We start from the raw sequence: 23,376 nt of genomic DNA on the forward strand, positions 1-23,376 counted from the left end.
CCGCGCTAAGATGATCCATCGTGTGATGTCGCAGCGGGGCTTCGGCGCGAGACCGTTGTTCCCGGCCCGATTGGCCTGCCGGCCTGGGTGGCTGTGTGCTGCCAGATACCAGGGGAGAACGGATGCTCGGAATGTCGCGCAGGGCCGTGGGACGATCGTTCGCGACGATGCTCGTCGCGCTCGGTGCCTGCGGTCTCGGCATCTCCTTGCTGGCTTCGTTCCCCCTGCTTGCTTCGGCTGCCGACACGACAATGCCGGGCAAACCGACGGCGAAACCTGCCTCTCCCGCGGTTCCCCCGGCTTCCTCTTCCTCCTCTGGTGTCGCGCCTCCGCCGGACACTCCGGCGCCGTCTGGTGTCGACCTGCGGGTGCTGCGCAGCGACGGCGGGTATGTCAATCTCCATGTCTTCCGGCCGCCTGCCGCTTGCAGTGGGGTGGCCGTGCTCAGTCCCGGCGCGGGAGACGACCGTGACGCGCTGGCTTGGCTTGGGCGTGCGCTCTCGCAATACGGTTGGCTGACGGTGACGATGGCGCATAAGGAAAGCGGGCGTGACTCGTTGCGTGATCGCGTGCGCAATGGCGGGTTGCGCGACGGATTGCTGGCGCTCACTACGGACCCCGAAGCGTATGTCGACCGTCTCGAAGACACTGGTGCGGCGCTGCATTGGGCACGCACGCAATGCCGGTCGGGACCGGCGGTCTTCGCGGGGCATTCGATGGGTGCGGTCACGGTGATGGTCGAGGCGGGGGCGAAGAACAAGCTCGGGCTGGACAGCGACGACCGTTTCGATGGTTACATTGCGCTGTCGCCGCAGGGGCCGGGACCGATTTTTCCGGCGGGCGCGTGGCACGACATCCATAAGCCCGTGTTGCTCGTGACCGGCACGCGCGACGCGCCGCTGGATGGCAAGTGGCAGGTGCGCACCGAACCGTACGCGGATCTGCCGACGGGTTGTCACTGGCAGGCGGTTGTCGATGGCGCCACGCATTTCAACTTTGCCGGTTTCGGCTACGGACACGGTGATATCGAGGTCAAGGTGTTGCCGTTGATCCAGCGCTTTCTCGACAATCTGCGCGCGCACCAATGTGCGGTACCCGCGCCGGCGGCTGGCGTGAAGTTCGACACCAAGTAGGGCGCGTCATGGCCGGGCATGACCTCACGCGTGGGCCCATCGGAAAGACCTTATTCTGATTCTCGCTGCCGGCGCTGGGCAGCAATGTACTTCAATCGCTCAATGCCTCGATCAACGCAATGTGGATCGGGCACTTCCTGGGCGAGTCTGCGCTAACCGCCGCATCCAACGCCAACATCCTGCGTTCTTCCTGCCCGACGACGGCTACGGGATCTCTATTGCGCAGCACATCAACGCCGTGGTGGCGTGGTTGTGCGTGCGACGGGGGTGGTGGCGGGGTGGGCATATGTTGCCCGGGGCGAGGTTCGCTGGCCGTCGCACCGTTGGCGGATGACGAGAGTGCTGCTGCCGTCACACCAGGGGGGTACACAAAACGACCGTAGCCTCTGAGCGGTGCGTGTCAGCGCGTATCGGTTTGCGTTTCGCGGGAGATCCATTTCGATGCCGATTCCGCGAGCGCGGAGCGAAGCCAGTGCAGGAGTGCTTCGCGGGCTGGGTTTGCGGCAAACGGTTCGCGTGCGAGCGCGACGTACGCTGAGCCATCGCGGGCGAAGCCGAAGGGGGCGACGAGGCGTCCCGCGTTGAGTTCGTCGCTCACCATATACACGGAGCCGATGGCGGCCCCCAGCCCGGCGCCTGCTGCCTGCAAGCTTAAATAGAAGTGTTCGAACGGCGGTGTCGTGGTGTTCGCATCGGTGGGGGATATCGAACGAGGCGGGTAAGCCGACGGGGCCGATCCATTCATCGGCGAGGGGTTCGGCGGCGAGCGTGTGTCCCCAGAAGAAATCATTACGCCGGATGGCGACGTCTACGCTGGAGGCTGCGAGATCGAGAGGGCCGCCTGCGGAATGGAGATGGAGTGTGATGTCGGGATGTGTTTGAGCGAAAGTGCCGAGGCGGGGGATGAGCCAGCGCATGGCGAGGGTGGGTTCGCAGGAGACGACGAGGGTGGGGGATGGGGGGCGAAGGCTGGCGACGGTTGAGGCGAGATGTTCGAACATTTGCCGGGTGGTGGTGTGGAGGCGTTCTCCGGCGGGGGTGAGGAAAACGGCGCGATTGCGGCGTTCGAACAGTGGCAGGCCGAGGGCATTTTCGAGCGTACGGATTTGGCGGCTGACGGCACCGTGGGTCACGAACAGATGGTCGGCGGCGCGGGCGAAGCTCAGCTCGTTGGCGGCGACGTTGAAAACGTGGAGGGCATTAAGGGGTAGCGACCGATTCATAGGTGAGAAATTATCACGAATAAATGAGCACAAAGATCGTTTTTCGCGGCTGCCGAATTCTCACAGAATAACGAAAAACTCGGGACCCAATAAGTAAAAAAACGCTTGAAAACCAAGTGAGACGGATCGGGGCCCTATTCTGCCGCGAGTTGGGTCACTGTCTGAGTGGCGGAATAGGGCGCCGGTCCGTCGGTATTGAATTCGGTGAGGTTTCATCATGCAAGAGTTACTAGCGGTAATAACAATCACGGTGTTGGCGGTGATTAGTCCGGGGGCGGATTTCGCGATGGTGACGCGGGAGAGTTGGCGGCATGGTCGGCGGGCGGGGATGTGGGTGGCGGTGGGGATAGCGGTGGGGGTGCAGGTGCATGTCATCTATACGCTGGTCGGGGTCGGGATACTGATAGCGCGGGTGCCGTGGTTATTTACGGTGATCAAGTGGATGGGGGCGGCGTATTTGATGTACATAGGTTGGCGGACGTTGCGAGACCGTACACCGGTAGCGGATGTGATGCGGGAAGAGGGGGCGGCGGGAGTGGCGGGAGTGGCGGGAGTGGCGGGTGAGTCGGCGTGGTGTGCCGGATCGGGCGTTTCTGGCCCAACGCATTGGCAAGAAGCCGCGAGCGCCTTGCGCAAGGGTTTTTTCACCAACGCACTAAATCCGAAGACCACGTTGTTCGTGGTGAGCACGTTCACGCAGATCGTTCATCTGGGGACGGGGTGGGCGCTTGGGCTGGCTTATGGGGCGTTCATGTCATTTGCGCATTGGGCGTGGTTCAGCCTTGTCGCGCTGGGTTTCTCTGCGGGTTGGATGCGAGCGGCGATGGTTCGACGTCAGCCCATCGTCCGGCGCACTATTGGTGGAGCGCTGATAACGCTTGGCGGGTTATTGGCGATGGCGAATCGGTAATCGCCCCTGCGACGGATGAGAATCGGCCTCGAGTGGCGTGGTAACGGCGTGAGAATGACCTCCGGACGACCTGGGTGGGATTGAAGAAGGGGGGTGAAATCCTGCCGTTTTGCCCATTCGTCACAAATGGTCACAAATTCATGACTCCCCGTGAGCGGCGTCCCAGTGGACGATTGGGGTAATGTGAGCACCCGCTTCGAAGGTTTTGCCGATGCATCTTTAGTCAATCGGTGAATGAACGGGTAAAATTGCGCGTTCGGCGCACGCTGGCTACGGTTGGCACGCGCGTTACACGCTATCCCCCACTGCCGATGGAATTCCTGCCCAACGCGGTTCCCCGCATGATTTCCCACCGTGCCGTGCGCCTGATGCTCGCCAGTGTGCTGAGTTTTTGCGCGCTCGTGTCCGGTGCCGCGCATGCATTTTCGTTCGATGATGTCGCCAAACAGGCGCGCACGCTCGCGAGCAGCCGCTATAAGCCGAAAGATCCGAATCTGCCCAAAGAACTGCAGAACCTCACCTACGACCGCTATCGCAACATTCGCTTCAAGCCCGAGAAGGCGTTGTGGCGTGCGCAGAAGCTGCCGTTCGAACTGATGTTCTTCCATGAGGGCTCGTACTACGACCGCCCGGTCAAGATCAACGAGCTGTCGGGCAACGCCGTGCGCGAGTTGCGCTACAGCCCCGACATGTTCGATTTCGGCGCACTCAAAGTCGACCCGAAACAACTGCGTGGCCTGGGCTTCGCGGGTTTCCGCGTCCACTTCCCGGTCAACACGCCAAAGTACAAAGACGAAGTGATGGTCTTCCTTGGCGCGAGCTACTTCCGCGCGCTGGGCAAGAACCAGACATACGGCTTGTCCGCGCGCGGGCTCGCGCTCGACACCGCACTCAATTCCGGTGAAGAGTTTCCTCGCTTCACCGAATTCTGGATTCAACGTCCCGCCCCTGGCGCCAAAGAGCTGACCATCTACGCGTTGCTCGATTCGCCGCGCGCGACCGGCGCGTATCGGTTCACCTTGCGCCCCGGCGTGGATACCACCGTCGACGTGAAGGCCGAATTGTTCCTGCGCGAGAACGTTACCAAGCTGGGCATTGCGCCGCTCACGAGCATGTTCTACTTTGGCGAGAACCAGCCCGCAGCGGTGGCCGACTATCGTCCCGAAGTGCACGACTCCGACGGTCTGTCGATCCAGTCGGGCACGGGCGAATGGATCTGGCGTCCGCTGGTCAATCCGAAGCGCTTGCTCGTGTCGTCGTTCGCCTTGTCGAATCCGGCCGGATTCGGACTCGTGCAACGCGACCGCGACTTCGGCAACTATCAGGATCTGGAAGACCACTACGAATTGCGCCCGAGCGCCTGGGTCGAGCCCAAGGGCAAGTGGGGACAGGGCCGCGTGGAGCTGGTGCAGATTCCCACGCCCGATGAGACCAACGACAATATCGTTGCGTATTGGATACCGGATGCGCCGCCCAAGCCCAAACAGCCATATTCGCTCGAATACCGGCTGTCGTGGCAAAAAGATAACGACAAGCGCCCGCCGACGGCGTGGGTGTCGCAAAGCCGGCGTGGGCATGGCTACCGGGGAAAACCAGACGACAGTCTGCTGTTTGCGCTCGATTTCGAGGGCCCGGCGCTCAAGAAACTGCCAGACGACGCCAAGGTCGAAGGGAACGTGTCCATCGACGGCAATGGCAAGATCCTGGAAGTGCAGACGCAGCGCAATGACGTCACGGGAGGCTATCGCGTCATGCTCCGCATGCGCCGCCTCGATTCCGAGAAACCCGTCGAAATGCGCGCTTACCTGCGCAACGGCAGTAACACCCTATCCGAAACGTGGAGCTACCTGTTACCCCCCGAGTGAGCGACCGCTCCGATATTCCGGTCGACGAGTTGTACGTCGACCGGTTGCCCCTGCCCGCCGAGAAACGCCGCGCGCTGCTTGCCCAAGCACAGCGTGAGGGCGGCGATTCGCTCGATGTTCTCGCTCGCCTGCAGCGCTTGCTCGCTGCACGTGTCACGAACGCCGCGGGCGAGGCTTTGCCGCCTACGGGCGATACGGCGGCCAGGCCTGCCGACGCTGGTGATGCGACAGAGCAGAACGACGCCGGCGCCGTGACGGCCGCAGTCTGGCATCCGCACGATATCGCCGAGATCGAATCCGACAGCGACGCCGTGCTCGCCTCGCAACCGGTGCGCCTTTCCATCACCGAGGGCGGATCGTTGGCGGCGGCTGCGGGGTTGAGAGACGTGCGCGGTGTGCAGACATTGCGCATTGCGCCGCCGGTACGCCGCACGTCGCTCATTCCGCGCGCCTGGTCGCTCAATCCCCTCGGCCGGCTGTGGCGCAAGCTGATCGGTCGCAAAGACCCCGATCCGCTCGTGCGCGACGCGCCCGATCCCAAGGGGAGGTGGTCGCAGGCGGGCCGCCGCCGTCGCTGGACGCTGCTCACGCTGATGATCGCGCAGACGGCGCTGGCCACGCACTTCATGGCGTCCGTGCTGCCGTATCACGGGGCCGACTCGCTCGAGTTCGCTGTGCTGGTGTTGTTCGTGCTGCTCTTCGGTTGGGTCTCGGCCGGGTTCTGGACGGCTATCTTCGGCTTCTTCGTTCTGCTGTTCGGCGGCGAGCGTCACATGATCTCGAAGATGGCCGCAGGCGACACGCCTATTGAGCCCGACGCACGCACCGCCATCGTCATGCCGATCTGCAACGAAGACGTCGGCCGGGTGTTCGCCGGTTTGCGTGCGACTTATGAGTCGCTGGCCAAGACCGACTCGCTCGAACGCTTCGACTTCTTCATTCTGTCCGATTCCAACGAGGCCGATAACTGCACGGCCGAAGTCGACGCATGGCAGGCGCTTTGCCGCGAAGTCGGTGGCTTCGGCCGTATCTTCTATCGTCGCCGCCAGCGCCGCGTGAAGCGCAAGAGCGGCAACCTCGACGACTTCTGCCGCCGCTGGGGCAGCGACTACCGCTACATGATCGTGCTCGACGCGGACAGCGTGATGAGCGGCGAATGTCTGACGAAACTCGTGCGCATGATGGAAGCGCATCCGAGCGCCGGTCTGATTCAGACCGCGCCGCTCGCGGCCGGACGCGAAACATTCTATGCCCGTCTGCAACAGTTCGCGGGGCGCGTGTACGGCCCGCTGTTCACCGCAGGTCTGCACTACTGGCAGTTGGGCGAAGCGCATTACTGGGGCCACAACGCGATCATTCGTCTGAAGCCCTTCATGGAGCATTGCGCACTTGCCCCGTTACCGGGCAAGGGGGCAATGTCCGGCGCCATTCTCTCGCACGACTTCGTCGAGGCAGCGCTCATGCGGCGCGCAGGCTGGGGCGTATGGATTGCCTACGACCTGCCCGGCAGCTACGAAGAAATGCCGCCGAACCTGCTCGACGAACTCAAACGCGACCGGCGCTGGTGTCAGGGCAACCTGATGAATTTCCGCCTGTTCCTGGCCGAAGGCATGCATCCGGTGCATCGCGCAGTGTTTGTCACGGGGGCCATGGCCTACGTTTCCGCGCCGCTGTGGTTCATTTTCCTGATCCTCTCGACGTGTCTGCTCGCCCAGCACACACTGGTCGTGCCCGAGTATTTCACGGCGCCGCGCCAGCTTTTCCCGGTCTGGCCCGAGTGGCATCCCGAGCGGGCGCTCGCCTTGTTCTCGGCAACGGCAACGCTGCTCTTCCTGCCGAAGATCCTCGCGGTGCTGCTGATTTGGGTAAAGGGGGCAAAGCGTTTCGGCGGTGCATTCGCGGTGACGGTGAGCATGTTCATCGAGATGGTGTTCTCCGCCGTTCTCGCGCCCGTGCGGATGCTGTTCCACACCCAGTTCGTGCTCGCTGCGCTCACGGGCATCGCCATCCAGTGGAAGTCGCCGCCGCGCGAAGACGCCGAGACGAGCTGGGGCGAAGCGATTCGCCGCCACGGCCTGCAAACCGTGATCGGGCTGGGGTGGGGCGGGATCGTCTACTGGCTCAACCCGGACTTCATCTGGTGGCTGATGCCGATCGTCGGGTCGATGATGATTTCGATTCCCGTCTCTGTGTTCTCGAGCCGAGTATCGCTCGGACGCGGCCTCAAGCGCGCCCGTCTGTTCCTGATTCCGGAAGAGTCGTGGCCGCCCAAGGAACTGCGCATGATGGAAAAGTACACCGAGGAATCGGGCAAGCACATCGACTTCGTAGACGCCGTGATCGATCCGATGGCCAATGCCCTGATCGCCGCGAGCGTGGCGCCGACCCGCGACGATGCGAAGCGCGACGCCGTGCGCGCCGGCCGTGTCGAGACGGCGCTGCTCAAGGGGCCCACCAAGCTGACGAACACGCAGAAGTGGGAGTTGCTCAACGATCCGCGAGCACTCGCCGCGCTCCATCTGCTTGCGTGGACGGACCCGCGCGCGCATCGTGAGTGGCGCGACGCGCGCGCCAACGGGCTGTCGCAGGGCTTCCTCGCATCGGCCTGATCGGCACGCCCCGCTCGGGACGACGGAATAAAAAAAACGGCAAGGCATCGTGCCTTGCCGTTTGAGCTTTCGCGGCCTTCGTCCCCAACGACGAAACGGATGACGCGGATCGGATCAGCGCGACGGCAGGAAGTCGCGCGGATTGAACGGCGTGCCCTTTTGGCGCACTTCGAAGTGCAACTTCACAGTGCCGTGCGAATCGGTGTCGCCCATCTCGGCGATCTTCTGGCCCTTGCTGACCGATGCGCCTTCCTTCACGAGAATGGCGCGGTTGTGCGCGTAGGCGGTGAGATAGCCGTTATCGTGTTGCACCATGACAAGGTTGCCGTAACCCCGAAGTCCGCTTCCCGCGTAGACAACCTTGCCCGCGGCGGCAGCGTAAATCGGGTCGCCCGGCTTGCCGCCGATATCGACCCCCTTGTTGCTGCTGCCGTTGTAATTCGCCAGCACCGGGCCGTCAGCGGGCCACACCATTGGAATCCTGTTTGTCGCCGTGCGCGGCGCCGCCGGTGCGGGCGCAGACTTCGGCGCCGGCTTGGCTTGCGCACGCGGCCGGGCGGCGCCGGACGACGCGCTGCCTCCCGACGACGCTGCCGCAGCGGGCGCACTGGACGAGCCGGCGGGCGGCACGACACGCAACACCTGGCCGACTTCGATCTTGTCGGGGTCGGTCAGTCCGTTCCAGCGCACCAGATCGGCGGTACTGGCGTTATTGCTACGCGCGATGCCATAAAGGGTGTCGCCCGACTGCACGCGATAGCTGCCGGCAGGCACCGGACCATAGGTCGGCGACCCGGCGCAGGCGGCGAGCGTGGCACAGACGGCCAGACTCAGCACCTGGGTGCGGCAACGGGTGAGCCAATGCGGTCGGCTTGACTTTCGTACTTCAGATTGCGACCTCGAGGGGCGCATGAGAAGGTTAGGCTCCATCCGTAGGCAGGTGAGAGGCCCAATGGCGGTCGCTTGGTGTGCCGGTTAGGCAATGCGCGTCGGATAGGGGAAAACCACGGGAAAGCGGTTTCAGACAGCACAAAACGCGGGCAAGACGCGCGACAACGGCATGGGCACGGGACAAAACGCCCATTGTACGGGCAGCGGCACCCGCTAGGACACTGGAAGAGTGCCCAAATTCCCCGCTATTTGCGGAAATTGTTATTCAATTTGCGGTATTTACCCTGTTGACAAGCGGCTGCGCTACACGTATAAAACCAACTGCAGATTGTCAAGCCGCGAAGTTGTTGTCAGACGTAGTTTTCCTGCTTCTCGCTGGTTTCTAGTCCTTCATTTTCCCTTGATTGTCAGCGCTAGAGGGGTCATTCCGGCCCCAGGCTATTGTTTTATTAGGAAAAAATATGGAAACCGGTATTGTTAAGTGGTTCAACGACGCAAAGGGCTTCGGCTTCATCACCCCGGACGCCGGCGGTGAAGACCTGTTCGCTCACTTCTCGGAAGTGAAGGTTGACGGCTTCAAGTCGCTGCAAGAGAACCAACGCGTGTCGTTCGAAGTGAAGGCTGGCCCGAAGGGCAAGCAAGCTGCGAACATCAAGCCGCTCTAAGCGGCTTCATCGCTTCACGTGATGCTGCGCTAGCCTTAGGGTGAGGCAGCGTCCCGCGATCAACAGGCCCGATGGCGAAAGTCATCGGGCCTGTTTGTTTTTCGATTTCTTTCCCCTCGCGTTTCGCATGAGACGTGCACACGAACGATGCCATCGCCACGGTTCGACGCTACAATGCCTGATCGAACTCGCGCATGCATTTTTTCCGAGGCAATCATGAGCCTGCAAACGTGGTGGCTATACGTAGTCACCGTTTTTTTCGTCTCGGCGACACCGGGACCGAATATGTTGCTCGTCATGACGCATGGCGCGCGTCATGGCCTGCGTCCATCGTTGGGGACGATGGCCGGTTGCATGACGGCGCTCATCGCGATGATGTCGATTTCGGCGGCAGGCCTGGGTGCGGTGCTCAAGGCGTGGCCGATGCTGTTCGACACGCTGCGCTATCTCGGCGCAGCTTATCTGATTTATCTTGGTTACAAGAGTTGGCGCTCGCCGGTGGACACCAAGGAAGCGGCCGCCAGTTTCGGCGCACCTGCGCTGGTGGCTGACTCGAGCTTCGGCAAGCTGTTCAAAGCGGGCTTTCTGGTGGCGGCAAGCAACCCGAAGGCCATTCTGTTTGCCGCGGCGTTCTTGCCGCAGTTCATCGACCCGACGGCCGCCAAACTCCCGCAGTTCTCGATTCTGCTCGGTACGTTCGCCGTGATCGAGATGAGTTGGTACGTGGTCTACGCTACGGGCGGACTGCGCATTGCGCCGTACTTGCGCGAAGCGCGTGTGCTCAAAGCATTCAACCGCATCAGCGGCGGCGTGTTCATGGGCTTCGGCGCGCTGATGGCAGCGGTGCATCGCTGATCTGGCGAGACAGGCAGCAAGGGGGCATCGGAGCTCCCAACCCAATTGAGGCGCACGGCTCGGGGAGCAGTAAGTTCGTGCGCTGGAACCCTCAATATTTACGGCCCGTAACCGTTAACGTTCATGACCAGATGCATGAAACGGCGAGTGAGCACCGGCCGGCGCTTATTCGCGCTGTGATGCCCTAAGGTGTCGCGGGTTGCAAAGGTTTTAATGTGGACGGCTAGCGTGGACTCGCGTGGCTGTCCCGGGGACAAATAGAAGATCAGGTATGGAAACGACAGAACCGCAGGTGACACCGGCGCCCACGGACGATGAGTCTCAACTGCATGACTCGTATCGCATCAGCAATCCGCTGGAGATTGGCGGCGTGCTGCGTCATCTGGCGACACGTGGCGATTTCATGACGGTGTACTTCGCGAACGGCCAGCGCCAGCTCGTCACGCGTTTGCTCAGGGTCGAGCCGCAGGCCCGCGGCTTCTATTTCGATTGGGGCGGTATCGAGACCGAGAACCGGGCGTTGCTCGCCAACAAGCGCGCGCTGTTCGTTGGCGTGCCTGAAGGCATTCAGGTGCATTTCTCCATCGGCGACGTGGAAGAGCGCGAGTACGAAGGCTACCCGGCGTTTTACTCGTCGTACCCGGAAACGCTCGTGCGCTTGCAGCGCCGCGATTACTTTCGGGTGAAGACGCCGATCCTCGATCCGTATCAGTGCACGATCAGATTTCCGGACGACGCGCCGATGCGTCTGTCGGTGTTTGATCTTTCGCTCGGAGGCGTGGGTCTGCGTACGAAATCGGACGTGGCTGCCGAGATTCCGAAGGGCTCGATGCTCATGCACGTCGAGATTGAATTGCGCGACTACGGCACCGTTCAGGTCGACCTGGAAGTGTGCGCCATTCGCAGCGTGCCCCTTGCGAAGGATGTCGAGTATCACATCGGTTGCCGCTTTATCGCGCTGTCTCGCACCGCCGAGTCGCGCCTGCAAAAGCTCATCACGCAACTCGAACTCAATCGCAAGGCGTTTGCGCGCGGCTGAACGTTGGAAATCGTCGGATATTCGCCTCGCGCCATCTCACTGATGGCACGGGCGAAACCGCAAGGGGCGGCCCGTGGGGCTGCCCTTTTTGCTTGGCGCTCGCCCAACGTCAACCCGGTGCGTGAATCTCTTCGAACGGAGGACGGTCGGGGCCGCGCAGGATCGCGAGCAATTCGCGGGTACCGTCCGGGCAAGTGACAGCACGGGGATCAATCCGGCATTACTCCTCGCGTTGCTGCACCGTCACATGGGATGGCGGCTCACCACGCGCTTCGCGGACCCCGTCGGGATAGATGCGCACGAGTACGATACGCGGCCCCTGCATCTTCTTGACGACCACGGAGAAACCGTTGAAGTCGATCTTCTGGCCCTCGCGCGGCAGATAGGCCAGCGTATCCATAATCAGGCCCCCCACCGATTCCGCGCGCTCGCTCGGGATATCGATGCCCAGCGCGCGTTCGAGCGTCAGGATGGGTAAGCTGCCGCGCCCGATCAGTGTGCCGTCTTCCATGCGCGTCCAGTCGTCTTCCGTCTGACGGAATTCGTCGCGGATCTTGCCGACCAGCGCGGAGAGCAGGTTGTCCAGTGTGAGGAAGCCGATGGGCTTCTGATCCGGCCATCCCACAATGGCAAAGTGCGGAGCGCCCCGGCGGAAACGGTCGAACAGTTCGCGCGCCGGCATGTCGGGCCGCACGCGCTCGACCGGTCGCGCCATGCTGCCGAGATCCTTGATGGATTGGCCGTGGTGCTCCGCGAGGAACAGATCCTTCAGGTGGACGACGCCGAGCACGGTTTCGCCGTCGTTGTCGAAGAATGGATAACGGCTGTAACGGTGGCCATAGGCCGTGTCCATGTTCTGCTCGAAGGTGGCATTGCGGCGGAAGGCCGCCACTTCGCTCATCGGATGCATCAGATCGGAGACGGTCAGATCGCTGAAGTCGATGGCATATGCCACCACGTTCCAGTCGTCGCGCGAGAGTTTTTCGCTCGACGCTCCCCGGCGCATGATCAGCTTGATTTCATCGGCCGAGTAATGGGCGTCGGCGCCGTGCGAGGGGTCGAGGCCAGTCCAGCGCAACAAGCGATTGGCACTGTGGTTGAGTACCCAGATCGCGGGGTACATCAGCCAGTAGAAGGCATAGAGCGGTGCCGCCGTCCAGATGGAGACTGCTTCCGGCACGCGCAGCGCCATCGACTTCGGTGCGAGTTCGCCCACGACGATGTGCAAATACGAAATCGTGAAGAACGCAATGAAGAAGGCAAGCGCGTGAATCAGTTCTGCCGAGCTGACGCCCAGTGAGGCAAACAGCGGCGTGAGAATGCGGGCGAAGGCGGGCTCACCGATCCAGCCCAGGCCGAGCGAGGCGAGGGTGATGCCGAGCTGGCACGCAGAGAGGTAGGTATCGAGTTGGCCGTGCACCTTGGCCAGGATACGGCCGCGCCAACCGCGTTGGCGGGCAATGATTTGAACGCGCGTCTGGCGCAGTTTGACGAGGCCGAATTCCGCCGCCACGAAGAAGCCGTTGAGAAACACCAGCAGGATCGCAGCGACGATCAGTAAAAGGTTTTCCAAAATATATGAAATGGGACAACAGGCCCGCCAGTATAAGTGACATTTGCCCAAGATCAGAAATAACCATGAAGTTCCGGTGTTTTGCCGGCCTGTTGCCGGTGAATCACGGGGATTTCGCGGTGGATGCGGGCAAGTCCGGGTTCGTCACCGGCGGTCGATCGCCCGCCAGCCGGGCATGGCGAAGGCTTCGACAAGGAAATCGATGAGGGCGCGAACTTTGGCGCTCAGGTATTTGCGCGAGGGATAGACGACGTAGATACCGGTCTCGGCCTGTGTGTACTCGGGCAGAAATTCAACGAGTTGGCCATCGCGCAGAGCATCCTGGACGAGAAACGCCGGTTGCAGAAGGATGCCCGCACCGGACACGCCCGCAGCGAGGCAGGTGTCCCCGTTATCGGCGATGAGCCTCGCCTGCGTGCGCACGGAAACGGGGCCATCGGGGCCATCGAAGCGCCATTCGCGGCGGTGGGAAAAGTAGCTGTAGCCCACCGTCTCATGATGGGCGAGTTCGCTCGGGTGCTTCGGCGTGCCGTGCCGCGCGAGGTAGCCGGGCGAGGCGCACAGCACCAGCCGGGTCCCCGCGAGCCGCCGGTGCACGAGCGACGAATCGGGCAGGCGCGTGATGCGGATCGCAAGATCGTAGCCTTCTTCGACGATATCGACGAGGCGATCGCTCAGCGTGATATCGAGCGATACCTGAGGGTGCTGCGAGAGGAACGTCGGCCAAAGCGGCGCGAGATGGAGCACGCCGAACGTATGCGGGGCATTGATGCGCAGCGGGCCGGCCGGCAGGCCGTCCTGCTCGCCCGCCATAGCGTCGGCTTCGTCGAGTTCCGCGAGGATTTGACGGCAGCGCTCGACGTAGCGTTGGCCCGGCTCGGTAAGCGACAGGCGCCGGGTGGTGCGCTGGAGCAAACGCGTGCCCAGGCGCGCCTCGAGATCGGCGACGTAACGCGAGATAGCCGTCTTCGAGATGCCCAGCGTTGCTGCGGCTTTCACAAAGCTGCCCGACTCGACCACGGCGATGAAGCACTCGATCTCGCGAAGTTTGTTCATGCCGGGGCGGGACTCCTCAGGAATGCGTGTATCGATGCGCCGTCAGGTCCGGCGTTTGGACGACAGCTGAAACCGGTCGCCTGTCGCTTGCCGCCGGTAGCCGGGCCAACGGAACATGCCTTCGCCTCGCTACCGGCGCCAATGCCGTTATTGTGCCAGCGCATTCACCTGGGCGAGCGTTGGGGCGGCGCTGCCGAACGCGAAGGCGTCCATGCGTAGGGCGCCGTAGGTGGCGCCCGTGTCGAAGTGCGTCTGACGAGCGGCGTTGTCGGCCGCGCCCAGCGCGATATAGAGCGGCAGCAGATGTTCGTCTGTCGGATGTGCGCGCTCGGCGTGCGGTGCGCGGGCACGGTAGTCGAACAGAGCGTCCAGATCCATCGTGGCGAGATGCTCGGTGAACCACGCGACGAACTCGGCCAGATAAGGGGCTTCCGCGCGATCTTCGGACGGCGCACGGAACACCTCGTGCAGATTGTGCGTGAAGCTGCCCGATGCGACGATGAGCACACCGTCCTGGGTGAGCGGTGCGAGATGCTGGCCAAGCTGGTAGTGATACTCCGGGCGCATATGGCGTTGCAGCGACAATTGCGTGACGGGCACATCCGCGTCGGGATAGAGATAGCTCAGCGGCACCCACGCGCCATGGTCGAGACCCCATTGGTCGTCGGTTGCGGCAGGCAGGCCCGCATCGCGCAGAATCTGCACCGTACGTCCGGCCAGTGCGGGTGCACCGGGGGCCGGATATTCCAGCGCATAGAGTTCGCGCGGGAAGCCGCCGAAATCATGAATGGTGCGCTGTTGCGCCAGACTGCCCACGCGCGGTGTCGGCGTCGACCAATGCGGCGAAATCACGAGAATCTCACGCGGACGCGGCACCGCACGCCCCAACGCCGTCAACAACGGGCCGGTGCGGCCGGGATCGACCGCGAGCAGCGGTGAGCCGTGGGAGACGAAGAGGGTGGGAAGGGCAGACATGGCAATGACTCCGGCAAAAGAACGCTAAAGAACGTGATGAAACGTAACCGCAACGCTCGCGGGCGATCAGGCGGTACGCGTACGGCGAATCGCGCAGGCGCCATCCCCGAGCAGGGCGACGACGAGCAGCGCCACCAGCCAGAAGGCCGGGAATTCCCAGCCACCGCCCTTGTTGGCGAAGACCCAACCGTTGTGGCCATGGACCGACACGATAGTGCCGAGCATCAGGGCGGCCAGCGGCAGCGCGGCCCAACGTGCATAGAAACCCGTGATCAGCATCAGACCACCGACGAGTTCCAGCGCCATCGTGACATAGGCGAGCAACGGCGGCAGACCGAGCGAGCCCATGAACCCCACGAAGCCGGGGATGGTGAACACGAACACTTTGAGCGACAGGTGGGCAAGGAAGAGGATGCCCAGCGATACGCGCAGCAGCAGCGCGGCGTATGGGGCGGTTTTGGTATCGATCATGATTGGCTCCGGGAAGAGATCGGGGGTAACGGTCGGCTCAGCCATCCACGGGATGACTGATTCACCTCCAATTCTAGGAAGCCTGATCGTGCAGATAAACGCGCCAGTCAGGGATTGATTGTCCCTGCTGTCGGGACAATCAATCGTTGTTGCGGCGCGGCGACCGGCGGCACGGTGGTGTTAACGCGAGAGATCAGGCCGAGGCGATCATCCGGTCGAGCAATTCGATCCAGTGCTGCACCGGAGCGTGATCGTGAGCGTGTTCGCCCTTGGCTGTCGCCTGCAAATGGCAGATGCAACCCACGTTGGCCGAGACAACCAGCTCGGGATCGAGAGCGTCGAGCGCCTTCCACTTGGCGTCGCGCAACTGGTGCGACAGCGTCGGTTGCGTGACCGAATAGGTGCCGGCCGAGCCGCAGCAGATGTGGCTGTCCTGCGGCAGCATGACGTTCACGCCCACGCCCGTGAGCACTTTCTCCACGACCCCCTTGAGTTGCTGGCCGTGTTGCAGCGTGCAGGGCGGGTGATAGGCCACTTTGCCGGCCTTTCGATTCGGCACAATGCGTTGCAGGGCTTCCAGGTTGTCGAGCAGCACTTCCGAGAGGTCGTGCGCCAGTTCGGAGACACGCTGTGCCTTGCCCGCGTATTGCGGATCGTGGCGCAGCAGATGACCATATTCCTTGACCGTTGCGCCACAGCCGGACGCATTGATCACGATCGCTTGTGCACCCGCTTCGATCTCGGGCCACCAGGCGTCGATGTTGCGGCGAGCGTCGTCGAGACCGTCGTCGTGATAGTTCAGATGCAGACGGATGGCGCCGCAGCAACCGGCTGCCGCCGGACGGATCATTTCGATGCCAAGTGCGTCGAGCACGCGGGCCGTGGCCTTGTTGACGTTCGGCAGCATGGCCGGTTGCACGCAGCCTTCGAGCATCAGCATGCGGCGTGCGTGCTTGGCCTGCGGCCAACTACCCGAGCGTTGACGATGCGGCACCTTCTCGCGCAGCGAACGCGGCAGCAGCCCGCGGAATTGCTGGCCCAGGCGCAATGCGGGTGAGAACAGGGTGCGGTTGGGGAGTACGCGGGCGAGTGTCCAGCGCAGCGCGCGTTCACCGGCGGGGCGGCCGACCTTGGCGTCGACATGACGGCGGCCGATATCGGCAAGGCGGCCATATTGCACGCCCGATGGGCACGTCGATTCGCAACTGCGGCAGGTCAGACAACGATCCAGGTGACGCTGTGTCTCGCGCGTCACGTTCTGGCCTTCGACCATCTGCTTAATGAGATAGATGCGGCCGCGCGGGCCGTCGAGTTCATCGCCCAGCAACTGATAGGTGGGGCAGGTCGCGGTACAGAATCCGCAATGCACGCATTTGCGGAGAATGGCTTCGGCTTCGTCGCCGTCCGGCGTATGACGGAGGAATTCTGCGAGGTTCGTTTGCATCGTCTCTATTAGCGGTACAGCCGATGGCGGTTGAAGATGCGGCTCGGATCGAATGCTTGCTGCAGACGCTTGCCGATAGCATGTAGTGCGGCCGGTTGTGGGGTGAAGACCCCGGCCGACTTATCGCCGTGGCGAAACAGCGTAGCATGTCCGCCCATCGCTGCGGCAATTGCGCGGACTTCGGCGGCGCTGCGCGGGGTGATCCACCAGCGTTGCGCGCCTGCCCATTCGATCAGATGTTCGTCGCCGTGCACGAGCGGCGGCGTAGTCGGCGGCACCGACAGGCGCCACAATGGCTCGCCGTTTCCCGTCACCGGGGCGGGGGCGAAAAACGGATGTGTCTGTTCGCGCAGGGTCTGCCAGAAGGTGTGCGCTTCGATGGTGTCGACGTGTTCGCCACCCATGGTGGTGCGTGCGGCATCGATGGCCGCAGCGGCCCCGCCAAGTCGCACGCTCAGTGCCCCGTTGTGCCAGACCGATCCCATGAGGGGCAGCGGTTGTCCGCCCCAGCGATTGAGCCGGTCGATGGCCTGCGCCTGCGGCAGTTCAAAACGCAGCGTGGTTTCGGCTACCGGACAGGGCAACACCTTGATCGAGAGTTCGAGCAGCACGCCGAGCGTGCCGAGCGAGCCGGCGAGCACACGCGAGACGTCGTAACCTGCGACGTTCTTCATCACCTGTCCGCCGAAATGCAACTCCTGGCCCTGTCCGTTCATCACGACGGCGCCCAGGACGAAATCGCGCGCAGCGCCGACATGCGGTCGGCGCGGGCCGGCGAGGCCCGAGGCAATGCAGCCGCCGAGCGTCGCGCCGGAACCGAAGTGCGGCGGCTCGAAAGGCAGGATCTGGCCGCGTTCAGCCAGCGCCGCTTCGATCTCCGCGAGCGGTGTGCCCGCACGGGCGGTGATGACGAGTTCGGCCGGATCGTACGAGATGATGCCGCGATACGTCTGCATGTCGAGCGGGTCGCCGTCGGGCGTCTGGCCGTACCAACGCTTGGTGTTGCCGCCCTGAATGTCGAGCGGCGTGCCGCTCGCGGTGGCGGCGAGCACGCGCTCGCGAATCGTGGCGAGGGCCTGCGTTGCCGCTTGCGGGTCGGCGTCGTGCAACGGCGCGTGAAGGACTTGCGACATCAGAACCTCGGCAAATCGGGGTGGGGCAGCAGGCCGCCGCGTACGTGCAGCTTGCCGTACTCGGCACAGCGCGCGCGTGTGGGGATGGCCTTGTCCGCATTGAGCAGACCCGCCGGATCGAACGCGCGCTTCACCGCGAAAAACGCGTCGCGTTCTTCCGGGGAGAATTGCACGCACATCGCGTTGATCTTCTCGATGCCGACACCATGTTCGCCGGTGACCGTGCCACCCAACGCCACGCAGGCTTCGAGAATGTCGCAGCCGAACGCTTCGGCACGATGCCATTCGTCGAGATCGTTGCCGTTGAACAGAATCAGCGGGTGCATGTTGCCGTCGCCCGCGTGAAAAACGTTGATGCAGCGCAGACCGTATTGCACTTCCATCGCTTCGATACGCTTGAGCAGTGTGCCGATGGTCCGGCGCGGGATGGTGCCGTCCATGCAGTAGTAGTCCGGCGAGATGCGTCCGGCGGCGGGGAAGGCGTTCTTGCGCCCCGACCAGAAGCGCAGGCGTTCGGCTTCGGAGGCAGACACTTGAATGCGGGTGGCGCCCGACGCGCGCAGCACTGCCGAGACGCGTGCGATTTCTTCCGCGACTTCTTCCGGCGTGCCGTCCGATTCGCACAGCAGGATCGCCGCCGCGTTGAGGTCGTAGCCCGCGTGGACGAACTCTTCCACGGCTTGCGTGGCCGGTTTGTCCATCATCTCCAGACCTGCCGGGATGATGCCCGCCGCGATGATCGCCGCGACGGCGTTGCCGCCCGCTTCCACGTCGTCGAAGCTCGCCATGATGACCTGCTGCACTTGCGGCTTCGGCACGAGCTTCACCGTGATTTCCGTGACGACACAGAACATCCCTTCGCTACCGATGAACACGGACAACAAATCGAGACCCGGCACGTCGAGTGCATGCGAGCCGAATTCCACGATCTCGCCGTCCATCGTGACCGCGCGCACGCGAAGCACGTTGTGCACGGTCAGGCCGTACTTCAGACAGTGCACGCCGCCGGAATTCTCTGAGACATTGCCGCCAATGGTGCAGGCGATCTGCGACGATGGGTCCGGCGCGTAGTAGAGGCCGTAAGGTGCGGCGGCTTCGGAGACGGCGAGGTTGCGTACGCCGGGCTGCACGGTGGCCGTGCGGGCGTAGGCGTCAACGTCGAGAATGCGCTTGAATCTGGCGAGCGAGAGCACAATGCCGTCGGTGATCGGCATGGCGCCGCCAGACAAGCCGGTGCCAGCGCCGCGCGGTACCACGGGGACGTTGTGTACGTGGCACGCTCGCAGAATGCGGCAGACCTGATCCTCGTCGGCCGGCAGCACGACGGCAAGCGGCAGCTTGCGGTAGGCAGCCAGACCGTCGCATTCGTACGGTGTGATTTGCTCACGGTCGGTGAGCCACTGCACGTCGGGGACGGCGGCACGCAACGCGGCGAGGCGGGCAGCGCGGGTAGCGTCGTCGAGCGTCTCGAAGACGGGCTCGTCTGCGAGCGGTGCCGGCAGCGGCGAGGATGACGCCGCCGAAGTCGGCGTTGGTAGCGAAACCGGACGCTGCGAACTCAGCGACGGGGAAGGGGGCGACGCATGCGATGGCATCAGGCTTGCTCTCGAACGATCGTTGACGTGTAATGTGCCTATCCGGCTCTGTGGTCTACTGGTAGACTGGTCGACCAGTTATCTAATGACGTTATCGTAAAGGGAATGATCCGATTTCGACTAGCGGGTTAACCCTTGATTTGAGGGGGGATCCACTTGCGATACCGGACGACGGGCCGAGCGGCTGCCCTGAGCGAAGCGTCATCCTGTATCGTGGCGTCTGTGATTTTTCTGTCGAGAACCCAAGCCGACATGTCGTCCAACGAGTCGTCCCTGCCTATGTCATCCCTACCCGCCAGCGAATCTTCGGGGGCCGTTGCGAGTTTCGCGCCGGTCACGCCGCCACCGCGTCTGCGCCTGTCCGACATGGTGTATGAGCAACTGGAGACGATGGTCGTCGAAGGTCGGCTCGCACCGGGCTCGGCGCTGCCGTCCGAGCGCGATCTTGCGCAGCAGATGGGCGTGTCGCGTCCGTCGCTTCGCGAGGCGCTGCTGCGGCTGGAGTCTCGCGGTCTGATCGTGGGGCGCGCCGGTGGCGGCTATCTGGTCGCCAACGCCAGCCAGCCGCTGCTTGCCGAACCGCTGTCGCAATTGATGTCGCGGCACAGCAAGACCGTCGACGACGTTCTCGAAATGCGCGAAGTGCTCGAGGCCAAGGCCGTGGAATTGGCGGCCGAGCGTGCGACGCCCGAAGACATCGCCCGGCTCGCGAAGGCGCTCGACGCGCTCGAGGCAGCGTATGCCGCAAGTCGCGATGGGCTGGACGGCGAGGGCGATGCCAAGGGGCAGTCGCTGCTCACCCGCGTGCCCGAACTCGACGCGCACTTTCACCTGGCGCTGGCCGAGGCCACGCACAACCTGGTGCTGGTGCACCTGATGCATGCAATCTTCGAATTGCTGCGCGGGTCGGTCGTCGACAACTACCGCGCCATCGTCGATCACGGTGCCGATCTGGCCGAGCTGATCGATCAGCATCGCCGCATCTTCAATGCCGTGGCGTCGCACGATGCCAACAGCGCACAACGTTCGCTGCGCGAACACCTGGCCTTCATCCGCAACAACTCGGGCGACGTCGAGTCAGTCTGACCCCGATTTCTGTTGTCTGACGGCGCCCTCGCAAGCGGGCAAATCGAAGCCGTCAAAACGTCATCGTTTTCCCTGACCCTGCGCCGTGCGGCTGCCTGCCGCACAGGCGCCGGTTCGCCTGCGTTGCGGCGTGAAAAAACCTTCAACACCGCGAATTCCCTATGTTTGCCGGTTATCGAGCGCTCACCTCGCTCGGACTCATACACGCCGCCAACAGTCCATGTTCCTTCCCATGCGAGCGCTCTCGGGTTGACAGTGCCCCAGCCATCGACTAATTTTGGAACCATAAAAAATACTTAATTCGATATATTGAATCTTGTATATCAGATTCAAAACGTTGAATCGGCACCCATCGAGACCCGTGAATCAAGCCGGGCAGGTGCCGAGCTGACGCGGCATTCATCGGAGACATCAGTTGGGTAATTACACATTTCCTTTCGGGCAGGCCTCATGCGACGGTTCCTTCGCATCGCCTGCCCAGTCGTATCCGCCGCCGGCATCCGATGTTGTGGGTCAGGCGCTGCGGTGTTCCTCATCTGCCTGCCGCCCGTTGCGGGCAGGCGATCTGGCGATCACGCGTCCGCGAGGCGCGCCCGCCTGAGTGATGGGACTTGACCTGCGGTGGGGCCACGGAAATCCACCGTGACCCTGATGGCGCAGGCCGGTCCGTACTCGAATTCGTCATCTTGTCACCCTTCGGCAGCCGGCAACTTGCCGGCGCGGGCCTGAAAAGCCTGCGTCGCCGCGCCGAAGCGGAGGCCGGAAGTGTCCTTTGGCGCTTCCGCAAGTCAGTCAGCCGGGGCTCAAGCCCTGCGAGCGCGCCGCCAGGCAGCGTTCCGCGATCAAGCGGCCAAGCATGAGCCGCATGTAACGCCAGGAGGCGTGCCGTATCCGCGATCCCCCATGCCGGGACGCGCCACGGCACGCGATGACGGCGGGCACCGCACAACGAGGCGCGGGCCGCCGCCAATCGTCTGACAGGTATAGGAGGCAAGTCATGCAAGCAGCTGCGCAACCGGAGGAGAAGACCTCTTTTCTGGCAGGGCGCTGGTCACAACTGGTGATCGGCATCATTTGTATGGGCCTGGTGGCCAATCTGCAGTATTCGTGGACGTTGTTCGTCGAGCCGATGGAGGCTAAGCACCATTGGGGCATTGCGGCCATCCAGGTGGCGTTCTCGATCTTCATCGTGGTGGAAACGTGGCTGGTGCCGATCGAAGGCTGGCTGGTCGATCGTTTCGGACCTCGGCCTGTGGTCGCGGGTGGTGCGATTTGCGTGGCGCTGTCGTGGATCATGTACTCCTACGCCGAAACGCTGACGGTGTTGTACACGGCGGCGGTCATTGCCGGTATCGGCGCAGGTTGCGTGTATGGCACCTGTGTGGGTAACGCGCTCAAGTGGTTCCCGGACAAGCGCGGTCTGGCCGCCGGTCTGACGGCTGCCGGTTTCGGTGCCGGAGCTGCGATCACGGTCATTCCGATCGCCAACATGATCCGTGAATCGGGCTATGAGGCGGCGTTCTTCAATTTCGGCATCGTGCAGGGCGTGGCGATCTTCATTCTCGCGCTGCTGCTGGTCAAGCCGCGCGCGCCGAAGGGGGTCACCGTATCGCGCCGCAATCTGGCGACGAACGTGGACTACACGTCGGGCCAGATGATTCGCACGCCGGTGTTCTGGGTAATCTACGTCTGCTTCGTTGCGGTGGCTGCCGGCGGTCTGATGGCGACGGCGCAGATCGGGCCGATCGCGAAGGACTACGGTATTGCTTCGATGCCGATGACACTGTTCGGCGCAACGCTGCCGCTGTTGACCATGACACTGTCGATCGACAACCTGTGCAATGGCTTTACGCGTCCGTTGTGCGGTTTCGTCTCGGACAAGATCGGTCGTGAGAACGCGATGTTCATCATCTTCCTCGGGGAAGGGGTGGCCATGCTCGGTCTGATGCACTTTGGTCAGAACCCGTACATGTTCGTGTTCTTCGCCGCGATGACCTTCCTGTGCTGGGGCGAAATCTTCTCGATTTTCCCGGCACTGTGTGCGGACACGTTCGGTAGCAAGAATGCGGCGTCCAACGCGGGCACGTTGTACACGGCCAAGGGGACGGCGGCGTTGCTGGTGCCGCTGGCTTCGGTGCTTGCCATCGGTGGTCACTGGGATCGTGTGTTCATCGCCGCTGCGGTGATCAGCATCGCGGCGGCCGTGGCGGCGAAGTTCGTGCTTGCCCCGATGCGTCGCCGCTGGATCGAAAGCGTGAACAACAATGAGATGCAAGCGTCAATGAAACCGCCGGTCGCGATGAGTGCGCCCGCTAGCGAATGAGTGAACGGGTAAGTGAACAGCTACGTGAGTAGATAAGGCAGCGCATACGCGCTGTTGGGGAGGTAAGCGAGCGGGGTGCCGGAGACGGCGCCCCGTTTTCATTTGCACGACGATCCCGACAGACCTGACCCGGGATACGCAATGCGGGCGATGGTGTCTCATCGCGTATCGCCGCCGCAGAAAACAAAAAAGCCTTGCCGATCGGCAAGGCTTTCTGCATTTTGGCTCCTCGACCTGGGCTCGAACCAGGGACCTACGGATTAACAGTCCGGCGCTCTACCAACTGAGCTATCGAGGATCAAACTCGTGTGTCATACATCGCTGTCGTGATGTATCGACTAAAACAAAAGCCCCGCGTGTGCGAGGCCATCGCTTCGGTATTCTTGGCTCCCCGACCTGGGCTCGAACCAGGGACCTACGGATTAACAGTCCGGCGCTCTACCAACTGAGCTATCGGGGATCAAAAGAGAAAGCGATTATAGAGGCGATTTTTGCACGCTGTCAACACCGGGCGCGCATCTTTTCTGCAT

18 protein-coding genes, 2 tRNA genes and 2 pseudogenes are annotated in these 23,376 nt (G+C 62.9%); 10 read left to right on the forward strand and 12 right to left on the reverse strand.

Features of this window, described 5'->3' with window-relative positions; translation table 11 throughout:
* Positions 1 to 146 precede the first annotated feature (146 nt).
* Positions 147 to 1,133, forward strand: coding sequence for an alpha/beta hydrolase family protein (locus PHO31112_RS09695; RefSeq protein WP_150620319.1), 987 nt, complete (start codon positions 147 to 149; stop codon positions 1,131 to 1,133).
* A 65-nt stretch (positions 1,134 to 1,198) separates the two neighbouring features.
* Positions 1,199 to 1,365: pseudogene (locus PHO31112_RS27530) on the forward strand (MATE family efflux transporter); the annotation flags it as partial.
* Between the two features lie 168 nt (positions 1,366 to 1,533).
* Here the strand turns inward: PHO31112_RS27530 and PHO31112_RS27535 are convergent.
* Together PHO31112_RS27535 and PHO31112_RS27540 are read right to left on the reverse strand one after the other, a co-directional pair.
* Positions 1,534 to 1,878 carry a LysR substrate-binding domain-containing protein gene (locus PHO31112_RS27535; protein ID WP_246177928.1) on the reverse strand — a complete coding sequence of 115 codons (345 nt, stop codon included), beginning with the start codon at positions 1,876 to 1,878 and terminating at the stop codon, positions 1,534 to 1,536.
* Between the two features lie 37 nt (positions 1,879 to 1,915).
* A pseudogene (locus PHO31112_RS27540) lies at positions 1,916 to 2,356 on the reverse strand (LysR family transcriptional regulator); the annotation flags it as partial.
* A gap of 217 nt (positions 2,357 to 2,573) precedes the next feature.
* Between PHO31112_RS27540 and PHO31112_RS09710 the strand changes: the two are divergent.
* The 3 genes from PHO31112_RS09710 to mdoH all read left to right on the forward strand — a co-directional run bounded on the left by PHO31112_RS09710 (position 2,574) and on the right by mdoH (position 7,740).
* Positions 2,574 to 3,266 carry a LysE family translocator gene (locus tag PHO31112_RS09710; protein ID WP_150620320.1) on the forward strand — a complete coding sequence of 231 codons (693 nt, stop codon included), beginning with the start codon at positions 2,574 to 2,576 and terminating at the stop codon, positions 3,264 to 3,266.
* Positions 3,267 to 3,634: 368 nt separating this feature from the next.
* The gene (locus PHO31112_RS09715; RefSeq protein WP_174995670.1) at positions 3,635 to 5,131 is read left to right on the forward strand and encodes a glucan biosynthesis protein G; all 1,497 of its coding nucleotides are present in this window, start codon (positions 3,635 to 3,637) and stop codon (positions 5,129 to 5,131) included.
* A complete protein-coding gene (gene mdoH, locus PHO31112_RS09720; RefSeq protein ID WP_246177930.1) occupies positions 5,128 to 7,740 on the forward strand; it encodes a glucans biosynthesis glucosyltransferase MdoH in 2,613 nt (870 codons plus the stop codon). Before PHO31112_RS09715 ends, mdoH begins: the two co-directional genes overlap by 4 nt.
* 114 nt (positions 7,741 to 7,854) lie before the next feature.
* On the opposite strand, the gene PHO31112_RS09725 is transcribed toward mdoH, so the two are convergent.
* Positions 7,855 to 8,652 (reverse strand): peptidoglycan DD-metalloendopeptidase family protein, encoded by a 798-nt coding sequence (locus PHO31112_RS09725; RefSeq protein ID WP_150620323.1) that lies wholly within the window; start codon positions 8,650 to 8,652, stop codon positions 7,855 to 7,857.
* Positions 8,653 to 9,092: 440 nt separating this feature from the next.
* Between PHO31112_RS09725 and PHO31112_RS09730 the strand changes: the two genes are divergently transcribed.
* The 3 genes from PHO31112_RS09730 to PHO31112_RS09740 all read left to right on the forward strand — a co-directional run bounded on the left by PHO31112_RS09730 (position 9,093) and on the right by PHO31112_RS09740 (position 11,190).
* Entirely contained in the window at positions 9,093 to 9,296 is a 204-nt protein-coding gene (locus tag PHO31112_RS09730) for a cold-shock protein (protein WP_150620324.1), read from the forward strand.
* A gap of 216 nt (positions 9,297 to 9,512) precedes the next feature.
* Complete coding sequence (locus PHO31112_RS09735) at positions 9,513 to 10,151, forward strand: LysE family translocator (RefSeq protein ID WP_150620325.1); 639 nt, start codon at positions 9,513 to 9,515, stop codon at positions 10,149 to 10,151.
* Positions 10,152 to 10,422: 271 nt separating this feature from the next.
* Positions 10,423 to 11,190 carry a flagellar brake protein gene (locus PHO31112_RS09740; RefSeq protein WP_150620326.1) on the forward strand — a complete coding sequence of 256 codons (768 nt, stop codon included), beginning with the start codon at positions 10,423 to 10,425 and terminating at the stop codon, positions 11,188 to 11,190.
* 220 nt (positions 11,191 to 11,410) lie between these two features.
* Here the strand turns inward: PHO31112_RS09740 and PHO31112_RS09745 are convergent, their stop codons facing one another.
* From PHO31112_RS09745 to PHO31112_RS09775, 7 genes are all read right to left on the reverse strand, one after another.
* Positions 11,411 to 12,763: a hemolysin family protein gene (locus tag PHO31112_RS09745; RefSeq protein WP_150620327.1), complete on the reverse strand. Its 1,353-nt coding sequence runs from the start codon at positions 12,761 to 12,763 to the stop codon at positions 11,411 to 11,413.
* A 144-nt stretch (positions 12,764 to 12,907) separates the two neighbouring features.
* The gene (locus tag PHO31112_RS09750; protein WP_150620328.1) at positions 12,908 to 13,819 is read right to left on the reverse strand and encodes a LysR family transcriptional regulator; all 912 of its coding nucleotides are present in this window, start codon (positions 13,817 to 13,819) and stop codon (positions 12,908 to 12,910) included.
* A gap of 147 nt (positions 13,820 to 13,966) precedes the next feature.
* A complete protein-coding gene (locus PHO31112_RS09755) occupies positions 13,967 to 14,794 on the reverse strand; it encodes a dioxygenase family protein (protein WP_150620329.1) in 828 nt (275 codons plus the stop codon).
* A gap of 66 nt (positions 14,795 to 14,860) precedes the next feature.
* Complete coding sequence (locus PHO31112_RS09760; RefSeq protein WP_010805147.1) at positions 14,861 to 15,265, reverse strand: DoxX family protein; 405 nt, start codon at positions 15,263 to 15,265, stop codon at positions 14,861 to 14,863.
* 193 nt (positions 15,266 to 15,458) lie between these two features.
* Positions 15,459 to 16,709 carry a glycolate oxidase subunit GlcF gene (gene glcF, locus PHO31112_RS09765; RefSeq protein ID WP_150620330.1) on the reverse strand — a complete coding sequence of 417 codons (1,251 nt, stop codon included), beginning with the start codon at positions 16,707 to 16,709 and terminating at the stop codon, positions 15,459 to 15,461.
* A gap of 8 nt (positions 16,710 to 16,717) precedes the next feature.
* Complete coding sequence (gene glcE, locus PHO31112_RS09770) at positions 16,718 to 17,842, reverse strand: glycolate oxidase subunit GlcE (protein WP_150620331.1); 1,125 nt, start codon at positions 17,840 to 17,842, stop codon at positions 16,718 to 16,720.
* Complete coding sequence (locus PHO31112_RS09775) at positions 17,842 to 19,437, reverse strand: FAD-linked oxidase C-terminal domain-containing protein (RefSeq protein WP_246177931.1); 1,596 nt, start codon at positions 19,435 to 19,437, stop codon at positions 17,842 to 17,844. The genes glcE and PHO31112_RS09775 overlap by 1 nt, the downstream gene beginning before the upstream one ends.
* Before the next feature lie 279 nt (positions 19,438 to 19,716).
* On the opposite strand from PHO31112_RS09775, the gene PHO31112_RS09780 reads away from it, so the two are divergent.
* Both PHO31112_RS09780 and oxlT read left to right on the forward strand, forming a co-directional pair.
* Positions 19,717 to 20,523, forward strand: a complete 807-nt coding sequence (locus PHO31112_RS09780; RefSeq protein ID WP_174995653.1) for a FadR/GntR family transcriptional regulator — start codon at positions 19,717 to 19,719, stop codon at positions 20,521 to 20,523.
* Between the two features lie 997 nt (positions 20,524 to 21,520).
* Positions 21,521 to 22,846 (forward strand): oxalate/formate MFS antiporter, encoded by a 1,326-nt coding sequence (gene oxlT, locus PHO31112_RS09785; RefSeq protein ID WP_150620333.1) that lies wholly within the window; start codon positions 21,521 to 21,523, stop codon positions 22,844 to 22,846.
* Between the two features lie 222 nt (positions 22,847 to 23,068).
* Here the strand turns inward: oxlT and PHO31112_RS09790 are convergent.
* A tRNA-Asn gene (locus PHO31112_RS09790) sits at positions 23,069 to 23,144 on the reverse strand.
* Between the two features lie 86 nt (positions 23,145 to 23,230).
* Positions 23,231 to 23,306: transfer RNA gene (locus PHO31112_RS09795), tRNA-Asn, on the reverse strand.
* Between the last annotated feature and the right edge of the window lie 70 nt (positions 23,307 to 23,376).

This window comes from Pandoraea horticolens (assembly GCF_902459555.1).
Lineage (GTDB): Bacteria > Pseudomonadota > Gammaproteobacteria > Burkholderiales > Burkholderiaceae > Pandoraea > Pandoraea horticolens.